The 12,619-nt window shown below is 62.4% G+C and carries 11 protein-coding genes; 9 read left to right on the top strand and 2 right to left on the bottom strand.

The annotated features are described in order from the left end of the window. Positions 1-113: 113 nt before the first annotated feature. From AUC43_RS12605 to AUC43_RS12585, 5 genes are all read left to right on the top strand, one after another. On the top strand, positions 114-569 hold the full coding sequence (locus AUC43_RS12605; protein WP_068194043.1) for a BLUF domain-containing protein: 456 nt from the start codon (positions 114-116) through the stop codon (positions 567-569). A 266-nt stretch (positions 570-835) separates the two neighbouring features. Beyond that, entirely contained in the window at positions 836-3,829 is a 2,994-nt protein-coding gene (locus tag AUC43_RS12600; protein WP_068194040.1) for a PD-(D/E)XK nuclease family protein, read from the top strand. 184 nt (positions 3,830-4,013) lie between these two features. Continuing rightward, a complete protein-coding gene (locus tag AUC43_RS12595; RefSeq protein WP_068194036.1) occupies positions 4,014-4,466 on the top strand; it encodes a nucleoside deaminase in 453 nt (150 codons plus the stop codon). 157 nt (positions 4,467-4,623) lie between these two features. Then, entirely contained in the window at positions 4,624-6,384 is a 1,761-nt protein-coding gene (locus AUC43_RS12590) for a chloride channel protein (RefSeq protein ID WP_199243443.1), read from the top strand. Positions 6,385-6,526: 142 nt separating this feature from the next. Beyond that, positions 6,527-7,768, top strand: coding sequence for a BaiN/RdsA family NAD(P)/FAD-dependent oxidoreductase (locus AUC43_RS12585; RefSeq protein WP_199243442.1), 1,242 nt, complete (start codon positions 6,527-6,529; stop codon positions 7,766-7,768). Here the strand turns inward: AUC43_RS12585 and AUC43_RS12580 are convergent. Beyond that, complete coding sequence (locus tag AUC43_RS12580; RefSeq protein WP_068194027.1) at positions 7,752-8,015, bottom strand: hypothetical protein; 264 nt, start codon at positions 8,013-8,015, stop codon at positions 7,752-7,754. The two genes, AUC43_RS12585 and AUC43_RS12580, sit on opposite strands and share 17 nt — an antisense overlap. A gap of 149 nt (positions 8,016-8,164) precedes the next feature. On the opposite strand from AUC43_RS12580, the gene AUC43_RS12575 reads away from it, so the two are divergent. Next, the gene (locus AUC43_RS12575) at positions 8,165-9,658 is read left to right on the top strand and encodes a diadenylate cyclase (protein WP_068194024.1); all 1,494 of its coding nucleotides are present in this window, start codon (positions 8,165-8,167) and stop codon (positions 9,656-9,658) included. Positions 9,659-9,760: 102 nt separating this feature from the next. Here the strand turns inward: AUC43_RS12575 and AUC43_RS12570 are convergent, their stop codons facing one another. Beyond that, complete coding sequence (locus AUC43_RS12570; RefSeq protein WP_068194021.1) at positions 9,761-10,753, bottom strand: aldo/keto reductase; 993 nt, start codon at positions 10,751-10,753, stop codon at positions 9,761-9,763. A 169-nt stretch (positions 10,754-10,922) separates the two neighbouring features. On the opposite strand from AUC43_RS12570, the gene AUC43_RS12565 reads away from it, so the two are divergent. The 3 genes from AUC43_RS12565 to AUC43_RS12555 all read left to right on the top strand — a co-directional run bounded on the left by AUC43_RS12565 (position 10,923) and on the right by AUC43_RS12555 (position 12,562). Continuing rightward, positions 10,923-11,387: a hypothetical protein gene (locus tag AUC43_RS12565; protein ID WP_068194019.1), complete on the top strand. Its 465-nt coding sequence runs from the start codon at positions 10,923-10,925 to the stop codon at positions 11,385-11,387. Positions 11,388-11,390: 3 nt separating this feature from the next. After that, the gene (locus tag AUC43_RS12560; protein ID WP_068194016.1) at positions 11,391-12,092 is read left to right on the top strand and encodes an SCO family protein; all 702 of its coding nucleotides are present in this window, start codon (positions 11,391-11,393) and stop codon (positions 12,090-12,092) included. A 110-nt stretch (positions 12,093-12,202) separates the two neighbouring features. After that, positions 12,203-12,562, top strand: a complete 360-nt coding sequence (locus AUC43_RS12555) for a c-type cytochrome (protein ID WP_068194011.1) — start codon at positions 12,203-12,205, stop codon at positions 12,560-12,562. Positions 12,563-12,619: the final 57 nt, after the last annotated feature.

The raw sequence follows: 12,619 nt of genomic DNA, 5'->3' as shown, positions 1-12,619 counted from the left end.
CATTGTTCATGCGTACGGTATCTTTTGCTTAATTTTAGGCTCGCAATGGCCCAGGAGCACAGAGCCCTTTGAGCGTTGCATGAGCCTTGCGGTCACATCTGCTGGTTGCGCTAATGGGCCTTTACCAACTCATCTACCAGAGCCAGTCGCTGGTGCCGTTTGAGACGCCCGAGCTTACGGCCTTGATGCACCAGGCACGGGCCTTCAACCGGATTCACCACATCACGGGCCTGCTTCTCTACACCCCCGACGGCCGGTTTCTGCAAGTGCTGGAAGGCGAAGAAGAGGAGGTGCGGGACCTGTATTACAACCACATTGTATTTGACCCGCGCCACTTCAACTGCCGGGTATTGGCCGAAGGGCCCTGCCAGCGTCGCAACTTCGCCGACTGGACCATGGGCTTCCGCGTGGCGCAGGCCCAGGACCTGCGCAAGCTCTTGAGCCCCGTGCCCCCAGATATCCCCGGCCTGCTCGTGCCGCGCCCCCATACCCGCCCCGAGCTACTGGAGCTGCTGCTGGACTTTGTGGCCAATTGCGAAACCGAGCCGTGGCGGGAGCACCCTGTTTAAAAGTGCGGAGGCCGACTGTCGTACCGAGCGGAGCAGCTCTACCCAGCACTGTCATGCAGAGCGCAGCGAAGCATCTTCTCACGCCTGAGTCGTTCCGCGGCGATAAGATGCTTCCTTCGTCAGCATGACAAGAGGCGCGAGCGAGCTGCTTGGCTACGCCGACCGTCGGTTTGCTGTGCTATGCATGACGGCCCAAAAACGAATTTCTAAACAACTTCGCCGCCGCGCCACCACTCCTATCCGCTGCCTCCGGTATCTTTACCATAATGCCTGCCCGCCCCACTTCCTTCTCAGCTTCTGCCACTGTTGCGCCGCTTGAGGCGCCCATTTCCTTTCTCGCCGCCACCGCCCGCGAGTTGCTGGACCGTTACGGTTCCGGGCCGCTTGATGAGCTGTCGGAAATTGTGGTGGTGGTGCCCACGCGCCGGGCCGTGGTGTACCTCAAAAACGAGCTGGCCCTGGCCCTGCCCACGGGCTCGCCGCTGTGGGCGCCGCGTGTGGCCGCCATGGAAGACTACATGGTGGAGCTGGCCGGCGTGCAGGTAGAGGAGCCCATTGCCCTGCAGCTGCTGCTGTTCGACATCCTCAAAAACATCGACACCCACCTCGACTTCGACCGGTTTGTGGGTTGGGCCGGGCTGCTGCTGAGCGACTTCTCCAACCTCGACCAAAACCTGGCCCCTACCCGCAAGGTGTTTGAGTACCTGAGCCAAGCCAAGGCCCTGGAGCGTTGGGACCTGGACGCCCTGCCGGAAAAAAGCAAGGCCGCCGCGCACTCCTTCAGCTTCTGGGACCAGCTCGAAAAAGTGTACCGCGAGCTGAAGCGCCGCATGCTGGCCAACCACCTCGCCTACCCCGGCCTGGCCTACCGCATGGCCGTGGAAAAGCTGGAAAAGCGCATCCAGGACCCCGCCGAGCCCGAAGCGGCCCGCCACGTGTTCGTGGGGCTGGGCAACCTGTCGAAGGCCGAAGAAAAGCTCATCCGCCTGCTCATCGGCGCCGGGCGGGCCGAAGTCCGCTTTGACGCCGACCCGTTTTACCTGGAGGAAGGCTCGCCCAACCGGGCCGGCCAGCACCTGGGCCGCTACTTCAAGCAGTGGAACCTGCCCCGCGAGAACATGGGCGGCGGGGTGGAGTGGCTGCGCGGCCAGCCCCACCACGTGCGCTACCTGGGCGTGGTCAATCCCAGCATGCAGGGCAAGCTGGCCGGCCAGCTCCTGGCCGAGGCCCGGCGCCAGTACCCCGACGCCACCGTGGCCGTGGTGCTGCCCGATGAAACCCTGCTCCTGCCGGTGCTCCACGGCCTGCCACCCGACGAGGTACCCGACTACAACGTAACCATGGGCCTGAGCTTCCAGGCCACGCCCCTGTTCAACCTAGTCGACCTGCTGTTTGAGGTGCACCTAACTGGCATCCGGGAGGGCAGCGCCGAAAGTGGCTACGGGGTACCCCGCTACCACCACCTGGCCGTGACCAAGCTGCTGGCCCACCCCTTCCTGCGCCGCTACCAGCACTGGCAGGACCGCCAGCCCAACCAGCCCCAGTACCACGGCATTCTGGACCACGTGTGCCGCGAAATCGTGCGCCTGAACGCGGTGCTGCTGCCCGCCAGCGAGCTCGTGAAACTTGGGGCGCACCACCCGCTCATCGAGGCCCTGTTCAAGACCTGGGATAACTGTGACGACATCATTGCCGCCTGCCACACACTGATTGACTTGCTCAAGCAGGTGTATTCCGACAAGCAGTCAGGCATTGAGGCCGAGTACCTGTACCTATTCTATACCCTGATAAAGCAGCTCGACTCGGCCTTCGATTGCCGGGAGCAGCGGCTGTCGGTGCGCTCGTTCCGGCGCTTTCTCTACGAGCAGATGGCCCGCACCCGCCTGCCCTTCTCGGGCGAGCCGCTGGCCGATGTGCAGGTGATGGGCTTGCTCGAAACCCGGGCGCTGGACTTCGACCACGTTATCATTCTGAGCTGCAACGAGGGCGTGCTGCCCGCGCCCAAAAAGCAGCAGTCGCTGTTTCCGTACGACGTCCTCACCGAGTTCAAGCTGCCCACCTACGCCGATGCCGAGGCCATCACGGCCTACAACTTCTGGCGGCTGCTGCAGCGGGCCAAGCGGATTGATTTGGTGCACGTGCTGCCCGGAGCCGAGGGCATGAAAAGCGGTGAACGCAGCCGTTTTTTGCTTCAGCTGCAAAACGACTTGCTGCCGCAAAACCCGCAGCTGACCTTAGAAGACCTGACGGTGAGCGTGGCCGGTCCGGACACCGAACTAGCCGTCGACCCTTACGAGGGCGACCTCATCTTGGAGAAAGACCCCGAGATGCTGGCAGCCCTGCGCGGCGTGCTCGAACGCAACATTTCCCCCTCGCGGCTCAACGATTTCCTGGCCTGCTCGCTGCGCTTCTACTTCTCGAAAGTGGCCCGCTTCCAGGAAAACGACGCCGTGGAGGAAACGCTGGAGGCCGGCAGCTTTGGCACCATGGTGCACGCGGCGCTGGAAAACCTGATGATGCCTTTTGAGCAGCAGGCCCGCCCCATCACGGCCGCCGACATCCCGGAGCTGCTCAAGCACGTGCCCGAGGAAGTGCGCAAGGCCCTGCGCCAGGAAGAAACTGAAAAGCACGCCCGCCCAGACGAAGGCCTGAACCACGTGTACGGCCAAGTGGCGGTGCGCCTTATTTCGCGCTATCTCGAGGGCCTGGAGCAGAACGAGGGCCTGCCGCTGCGCCTGTTCAGCCTAGAGAAAGACCTAGCTGCCACGGTGTTCGTCGATGTGCCCGGCTCCGGCCCGCTCGCCGTGCGCCTGTTCGGCAAAGCCGACCGCGTGGACCAGCTGCCCGACGGCCGCCTGCGCGTGGTCGACTACAAAACCGGCCTCGTCGAGGCCAACGACCTCAACCTCACCAACCGCGGCAAGCTCACCCCAGCCGAAGCCACCGAACGCCTGCTCTGGGAAGCCACCTCCAGCGCCGACAAAGTGCGCCAGCTTTGGCTCTACCGCCTCATGCTGGCCAGCACCGAAAAGCGCGAAACCGAAAACACCGCCATTGTCTCGATGCGCAACCTCGACAAAGGCTTGCTGTCGGCGGACTTAAGCTTCCTCACCCCCGAAGGGCAGGATTTCGTGCAGGTTTCGGAAGAATTGGTGCGTAAAATTGTACTGCGCATTCTGGACCCAACGGAGCCCATTCGCAAAACCGACGATTTGAAAAAGTGCGAGCACTGCCCCTACCGCGGCGTTTGCGCACGGTAGCAGTGCTTCCCTGTCATTGCGAGGACGAAGGACGAAGCAATCCGTCCTCTGAAAGCGACAAGCCATCTATTGTGACAAGCCCTTTTTCAAGTCTCCTACTATAACTTATCACATTATTTAGCTTAGCGCTGAGACCAGGACAGATTGCTTCGTCCTTCGTCCTCGCAATGACAGAATCCCACCCATGACCGACCAGAAACAGAAAGACGAATTCATGCAAGCCGCTATCGACGAAGCCCGCCTGGGCCGGTCGCAAGGAGGCATTCCCATTGGCTCGGTGCTCATCCGGGATGGTAAAATAGTGGGCCAGGGCCACAACAAGCGCGTGCAGGAAAACTCCGCCATCAAGCACGGCGAAATGGACTGCCTGACCAATGCCGGCCGCCAGCGTACTTACCGCGACACTGTTATTTATACCACGCTCATGCCGTGCTACATGTGCGCCGGCACCATCGTGCAATTCAAAATCCCGAAGGTTATCGTGGGCGAGTCGCGCACTTTCGGCGAGTCGCGGGCCTTCCTCGAAAGCCACGGCGTGGAAGTGGTCGACCTCGACCTGCAGGAGTGCGTGGATATGATGAACGAGTTCATCGAAGCCGAGCCCACGCTCTGGAACGAAGACATCATGGAGCTGTAAGCAACCCGCGGCACCGGGCCAGCGAGTTCAACGTGAAAATCGGCGAGCCCACCGAGCTTTAGCGTTTCGCAGGCACCTGCCGGCTTCATTTTTGCGTTGCTAGAAATGCGTTAACCACTCGCAGCCGTCCATGCCCCACCACGCCGTCCATAGATTGTTGCGTCCGCTGCTCGTTTGGCGAGCGCGCCACATCAGCGAGCGGATGTACATGCTCATCTTGAGTATATTGGTGGGCGCGGCGGCGGGCCTGGCGGCGGTATTGCTCAAAGTCTGCATTCGGGCGCAGGTGCAGCTGCTGCAGGGCGACATCTCCGAGCCCTATCGGGTATTTGCCTCCTCGGTTTACCCCATCATCGGCATTTCGCTTACGGTGCTGGTTACCAAGTATTTTCTGGGCGGACAGCTGGGCCGGGGCATTGGGCCGATTATCTACAGCACGGCCCGCGAAAACAGCATAGTTCCGCGCTCCAAGCTGTATTCGCAGCTCATCACGGCCTTTCTCACCGTCAGCTTCGGCGGCTCGGCCGGTACCGAGGCCCCGATTTCGGTGACAGGGGCGGCGCTGGGCTCCAACATCGGGAGGGTGCTGCACGTGGACCGGCGGCGACGGCGCCTGCTCACGGGGTGCGGCGCGGCGGCTGGCGTGGCGGCCATCTTCAACTCGCCCATCGCGGGGGTGCTGTTTGCAGTCGAGACCATCTTGCTGGAGCTGCCGGCTCAATATTTTATTCCGCTGCTCATTTCCTCGGCCACGGCCACGGTGGTGTCTAAGGCGCTGTATGCGGGCCAGCCGTTCGTGCTCATCACCACCAGCTGGCCCGTCGATGCCGTGCCGTTTTACGTACTGATGGGCTTGTTTACGGCATTTTTCTCGGTTTACATGATTCGGACCTACCACTGGTTCGAGCGGTTTTTTGACCGGTGGCCGGGCCTGGACTGGCGCAAGGTGCTGCTGGGCGGCACCCTGCTCGGCGGGCTGATTTTCTTTTTTCCCACCCTCTACGGCGAGGGCTACAACACGGTAGAGCTGCTGCTGCGCGGCCACCCCGAGCACATTACCGACGGCAGCATTTTTTCGGTTTACCAGGACAATAACCCCTGGCTGCTGCTGGTACTGGTGTTGTTTAGCATGCTGCTGAAAGTGGTGGCGACCAGCATCACGGTGGGCAGCGGCGGCAATGGCGGCATGTTCGGCTCCTCGCTCTTTGCGGGCGCGTTGGCGGGGTTTTTCTTTGCCCGGCTCATCAACTTGAGTGGGCTGACGCACGTGCCCGAAGTGCATTTTGTGGTGCTGGGCATGGCGGGCACCCTGGCGGGCGTCATTCACGCGCCGCTCACGGCCATCTTCCTCATTGCCGAGATTACGGGCGGCTACGCCCTGTTTGTGCCCCTGATGGTGGTCAGCAGCTCGTCGTATCTCATTACCAAATACTTCGAGCCGTATTCGGTGTACACCCGCAAGCTCACCGCCCGCGGCGTGGACGTGTACGCCAACCGCGACCGCGGCCTGCTGGCCCAACTCGACCCGCGCAAGCTGCTCGAAACCGATTTCATCCCGGTGCGGCCCAACACCACGCTCGGCGAGTTGGTGGACATCTTCCGGCATTCCTCGCGCGACCTGTTTCCGGTGGTGGCTTCCGGCGGCCGGCTGCTGGGTGTCATCAGCCTCGATGCCGTGCGTAACGCTCTGTTTGACGACGCGCATTACCAAACCACCAAGGTGAGCGAGCTGATGAAGCCGGCTCCCGCCGTGGTGGGCCCCAACGACGATTTGGAACACACCCTCTCCCTGCTCGACCGCCACGGCGCCTGGGCACTGCCCGTGTGCGAAGAAGACGGCCGCTACCTCGGCTTCATCCTCAAATCGGCCATCCTGGCCCGCTACCGCCGGCAACTCATTCTGGAAAGCGAAGCATAACGCTGGGCTTAATGAAGAATTACGAATGAGGAATGAGGAATTAAAAGCGGGCATTAACAAGGACTCCGGGGAACAGCACGAAGAATTACGAACGGAAAATTCTTCATTCCTCATTCCTCATTCCCCATTAAGCGAAGCGTTTGTGGCCATCATCGGTGGCGGACCGGCCGGGCTGATGGCAGCTCAACGGCTGGCCGAAGCCGGGCACAAGGTGCATCTATTCGAAGCGCAGGCCACGGTAGGGCGCAAGTTTCTAGTGGCCGGGCATGGCGGCTTCAACCTGAGCAATGCGGAAGAGTTGAGCCGCTTTGCTGGGCGGTATGGCGCCGAAGAAGCCCGGTTCGTTTCCCTTCTCAGCCATTTCTCACCAGCGGAGCTTCGGACGTGGGCTGCTGATTTGGGCATCGAAACCTTCGTGGGTACCAGTGGGCGCATTTTCCCGGTGGCCGCGCATAAGCCCGCCGATTTGCTGCGCGCCTGGCTGAGCCGGCTGCGCGAGTTGGGCGTTGAAATTCATACCCGACACCGCTGGCTGGGGTTTGCAGGAGCTGCCGGCTTGCGCCTACGCGACGAAAGCGCCGGCCTGGAAGCGGCCCGGGAGTTTATCATTGAGCCCACTGCTACCGTACTGGCCCTGGGCGGAGCAAGTTGGGCTAAAACCGGCTCGGATGGTACCTGGGTGCCGCTGCTACAGGAACTGGGCGTGCCCGTCGTGCCATTTGCGCCGGCCAACTGCGGCGCGGAAGTGACATGGTCCCCGTTTTTTAAACAGAAAACCGGCCGCGCCCCACTCAAAAATATTGCCTTGCGCGTGAACGACGGGCCCGAGGTGCGGGGCGAAATCATGCTGACCGAATACGGTGCGGAAGGCACGCCCGTGTACGCCCTCACGCCCCAGCTGCGGGCCGCACTGGCCAGGGGCGGCCCGGCGGTGCTGCACCTCAACCTGAAGCCCGACCTGCCAGCTGCCACCTTACTTGCCAAGCTGCAGCAGCGCCGCTCCGGCGCCTCGCTGCCTGATTTTTTGCGCAAAGCCCTGCACCTGGGCCCGCCCGTGCCTACGCTGCTGCGCGAAGCCCAGCCCGACGCGGCCAGCCTGGGCCCGGAGGCACTGGCGGAGCTCCTGGCGGCCGTGCCGCTGCCGGTAGCGGGTCTGCGCCCACTGGATGAAGCCATTTCTACGGCCGGCGGCCTTGCGTTTTCGGCGCTGGACGAACACCTGATGCTGCGGCAGCGGCCGGGAACTTATGTGGCCGGTGAAATGCTGGATTGGGAAGCGCCTACGGGCGGGTACCTGCTGCAGGGCTGCTTTAGCACGGGCGCCTGGGTGGCCCAGGCCATCGCGGCTCAACTTCAGCCCAACCGAGCTAGCGCTGGCTCTTGATGGCGTTGGCCTTCTCTTCCGCGTCGCGCAGAATTTGCTTGGCCTCGGCCAGGAGCCGGCGGCCGGGGTCCAGCTCGTCGCGCGCTATCAGGGCGAAGAGCAGGAAGAACGAGACTATCGGCAGCACCCATCCCAGCACAAACCACAGCCAGAACGACCGTCCCCGGCTGTTGGCGCAGTACCCCGTGAGAATCGGGATAAAGGAAATAGCTACCGCCACCACAAAAAGCATGTCGACGAAGAGCATAAGCTTGCGTGGTTAGTGCGGTGAGGTAGAGGCGACTTCGGCGGGCAGCGCCAGTCCGAAGATACGAATTTATGAGCAGTGCATGAAGTGCTGGGAGAGGAAAATTGTTTACATAAACCACTATGCCGAGCTTTTTTCCGTAGTTCGGCATGAAGTCGGGCCCGCAAGGGGGCCCGGCCGTCCTGTACTTGCCCATGTGGGAACACCAAAGTCTATTCCGTGTATCGGCCCAGCTCTTCGCCGAGGGGGTTTTTAATTTGCTTGACCGCAGCCTGCGGCCCGAAGTGTTTCTGCTGGGCATGGCCTCGGCCAAAGAGGCCGACGACCCCGATATGGTGGTACTGGAGCCGACCTCCATCCGCTACTCCCCCGCCGACTTTAAGCATATAAAGGCCCAGGCTGCCACCCTCGAGGCCGATGCCGGCCCCCGGGACGTGGTGTACCATCTGCACCCCAACGACCACGACCGCATTGAGAAGCAGCGCTGGTACGAGCTGGTGTGCCGGGCCACCGAGGCCACCATGAATGCCCTCACGGCCACCCGTGAAGAAAACCGGCGCTCGTTTTGCTCGGTGCCCGTGAGCCTGCAGGGCTACCTGGTAACGGTGGTGCTGCAGCTCTCGGCCGACTGCTACGAGGGCTACTACGCGCTGCCCAAGCACAGCACCGGCCGCCCCTCCAACCTGCCCCACGCGGCCGTGCTGGAGTTCCTGCACGACTGCACCCGCGCCCTGCGCGAAGCCGACACGGCCGACAACGACCAGCCCGTGCTCGACCGCGACTACAACGAGGTGCTGCGCTCGGCGGGCCGCCGCCTGATGCTGCGCGTGGCCCCGGCCGGCACCCACGGCCTGTACGATGCCTGCAACGGCGTGGCCGCCCTGCGCCACGAAGGCGACGAAGGCATCGGCACCATGCTCGTGAGCCGGCGCCAGCACCCGGCCATCGTGCCCGTGCTTACCCTGGAAACGCCCGTGCACATGCGCGACCACCGCTCCATTCGCAAGCTGCTGGAGCTGAGCGAGGGCCACACGGCCTTGATTTCGGATGCCTCCCACGTATTCGGCCTGGGCCAGCTGGTGCCCGAAACGGACAGCCAGTACGAGCCCCTGGTGACGGTGCACTTCACCAACCACTTCAGCTGGGAAATGAGCCACGCGGGCCACGTGCTGATGCGCGTGGTGAGCAACACGCCGCGCCTGCCCCAGGGCCAGGTTGCCGCCGACAACTTCGCCCGCATCGTGCGCATCGTCTTTCCCAAGCTCAACTCCGACAGCACCGATTACCTCTGGGACCTGGCCCAGAAAGCCAGCACCCAGCCCACCGGCACCATCCTGGTAATCACCACCGGAGCCGCCCAAGAAGCCCAGCGCCTCACCCGACAGTGCTTCCGGGTGGTTCCCCGCATCATGACGCCCTCGGTGCTGCGCCTAGTTACCAATATCGACGGGGCCGTACTCATCGAGCCCAGCGGCATGTGCCACGCCATCGGCGCCATCCTCGACGGCCTGGCCACCGAAAAAGGCGATTCATCGCGCGGCTCCCGCTACAATTCGGCCCTGCGCTACGTCAACAGCAGCAAGTACCCCGCGCTGGCCGTGGTAGTGAGCGAAGACGGCTGGATTGATTTGCTGCCATCTTAGTCAATTAACAGTTATCATTTAACATTTATCAGCTGTTCCAACGGGCCCATTTGGTCCTTCGGAAAGGCTGATAAATGTTAAATGATAACTGTTAAATGAAAATTATCCGTTTACCGAGCCCATCATGGCTTCGGGGTAGCGCATGCCGGCTGCGGCCTTGCCCTTGGGGGCAATTTCATCGAGTTGAGCTAACTCGGCGGCGGACAGGTTAACCTCCAGCGCACCCAGGTTTTCTTCCAGGTACTTCACGCGCTTGGTGCCCGGAATGGGCACGATGTCTTCGCCCTGGGCGAGCACCCAGGCCAGCGCCAGCTGGCTGGCCGTGCAGTTCTTCTGCTGCGCCAGGTCGTTGATGCGGGCTACCAGGTCCAGGTTTTTCTGGAAGTTCTCGCCCTGAAAACGGGGCGTGTGGCGCCGGTAATCGTCTTCGGCCAGGTCTTCGAAACTTTGAATATGGCCCGTCAGAAAGCCGCGGCCCAGCGGAGAATAAGGCACGAAGCCCACACCCAATTCCCGGATGGTGGGCAGAATTTCATCTTCCGGCTCACGGCTCCACAACGAATACTCCGTTTGCAAAGCGGCAATGGGGTGCACGGCCACAGCCCGGCGCACGGTGGCCGGTGCCGCCTCGCTCAGGCCCAAGAAGCGGACTTTGCCGGCCGTAACTAGGTCGGCCATAGCGCCCACGGTTTCTTCAATGGGCGTGTTGGGGTCCACGCGGTGCTGGTAATACAGGTCGATGTAGTCGGTACCGAGGCGCTTCAGGCTGGCCTCGCAGGCGGCTTTCACGTACTCGGGGCGGCCGTTTATGCCGCGCTTGGCCGGGTCGTTGGGGTCGCGCTGAATCCCGAACTTGGTAGCCAGCACAATGTCCTGGCGCTTGCCCTGGAAGGCCCGGCCCAGCAGCTCTTCATTCTTATAGGGGCCGTACATGTCGGCCGTGTCGAAGAAGGTAATGCCCAGCTCTAGAGCTCGGTGCAGGGTGCGGGTGCTTTCGGCATCGTCTTGGCCGCTGTAGAAGTCGGACATGCCCATGCAGCCCAAGCCCAAGGCCGAAACGGTGAGGCCAGAGCGGCCCAATTGGCGAGTTTTCATAAGCGTTAGCGTTGGTTAAGGTGTAAGTGGTAAAGAAATAGCGGGTGCCCTGCCTACTACGCAAGATGCCCGAGGTCCTCCAACAGATTCAGCCCAATTTTTGATTTTCCGGGTTTCGCAAGCTCCTCCATCTCCTTTGCTACCCGCCCGCTGCACGTACCTTTGGCCCGTGAAATTCTCCTCCGAATACGCATTGCGCGCGGCTCTGCTGGCCCTCATGCCCCTGCTGGCCGCCTGCCCTTCCCCCAAAAAGCCGATTGCCGAAAATGGCCCGCCGTCTCCCGCCGCTGCGGCCGAGATGGCCCTCATGGCCCGCCACGATTCCCTCATGGTCCAGGAAGACCAGCTGTTTTCACTGAAAGCCAAAATTGCGGCCGCCCACTCCCCCGCCGCCGGCCCCTACCTGCGCGGCCTGGCCGCGGCCGATGCCGCCATGATGGACTGGATGCACCAGTACCACGCCCCCGACTCCACGGCTGACCCCGCCGCGCGGCTGGCTTACTTCCGGCAGCAGCAGCAGGTGCTGGCCACGGTCAGCCAGAAATTTCGGGCAACGATAGACTCGGCTACGATGTTCATCAACAAGCTGCCCGCTGCAGCCGTCCCGGCAAAGCCTGCCGCTTCTTCTAAATAACTCATGCTCAAACGATTTTTCCTGCTGCCAGCCTTGGCCGCCTCGCTTTTCACGGCCTGCACCGGCGCCGAAACCAACACGGTAGCTCAACTTCCCATTCTGGGCGAGCGCGAAGTGAAGCCCCGCGCCGACGGCGGCCCCGCTGATACAATTTTTGCCACGGTGCCAGCCTTCCGGCTCACCGACCAGGCCGGCCAGGTCATCACCAACCAGACCTTCGCTGGCCGGGCCTACATCGCCGATTTCTTCTTTGCCACGTGCCCCGGCATTTGCCCCAAGATGCAGAGCGAGCTGCTAAAAGTGTATAGCAAATACGCCAAGGACCCGCGCGTGGTCTTCCTCTCGCACACCATCGACCCGGCCCATGATACCCTGCCCGCGCTGCGCGACTACGCTCAGCGCCTGGGTATTACCGACGCCAGCCGCTGGCACTTTGCCACCACCGGTGCCCACGGCGAGCCCACGGCCAAGGACACCGTGTTTCAGCTGGCCCGCGCCTATTTCACCGCTGCCCAACCCGACAAGGAGGCTCCCGGCGGGTTCGCCCACAACGGCACTTTCGCGCTGGTCGACGACCAGGGCCACATCCGCGGCCTCTACGACAGCCTGAACCCCAAAGAAGTGGACCGCCTGCTGGCCGAGCTGCCCACGCTGCTGGCCGAGATTGACGCCCGCAAAGCCAAGCCGGTAGCCGGCATTCAATAGTCCATATCAGGGCAATAGCTCTTATTAATCAGCTGATTCACGGCATGTCAGAACACCTTCGTCCGACCACTGACTACCGGCTACTGATTGCTTTCCTACTTATTTCGCTAATGCTCCCGGGCTGCTTTAGCAACAACCGCCACCAAGGGGAGCGGCTGTATGCGCAGCACTGCGCCAGCTGCCACGGCGACCAGGGCCAGGGGCTGGCGCGCCTGGTGCCACCGCTGGCCGGGTCCGACTACCTGGTGGACCACCGCGCCGAGCTACCCTGCCTGCTGCGCCAGGGTCAGAACGAAGTCATCGTGGTAAACGGCGTGGGCTACCACAACGTGATGCCCGGCAACAAGTCCCTGAGCCCCGCCCAGCTCACCAACCTGCTGAATTACATCGAAAGCCACTGGGGCAACGAGGCCGCCCCGCGCACCATACGCTACGTGCAGCAGCAGCTCGACAGCTGCCGCGTGCCCTAAGCCAGCTCCGGCCCGGAGAATGCAGGTGCCAGCAGTGGTGCCTGAGTAGCAAGGCCT

The organism is Hymenobacter sedentarius, from assembly GCF_001507645.1.
In the GTDB taxonomy this organism is placed as follows: domain Bacteria; phylum Bacteroidota; class Bacteroidia; order Cytophagales; family Hymenobacteraceae; genus Hymenobacter; species Hymenobacter sedentarius.
The sequence above is the reverse complement of the archived record's forward strand: the minus strand, read 5'-3'. Positions and strand labels throughout refer to the sequence as shown.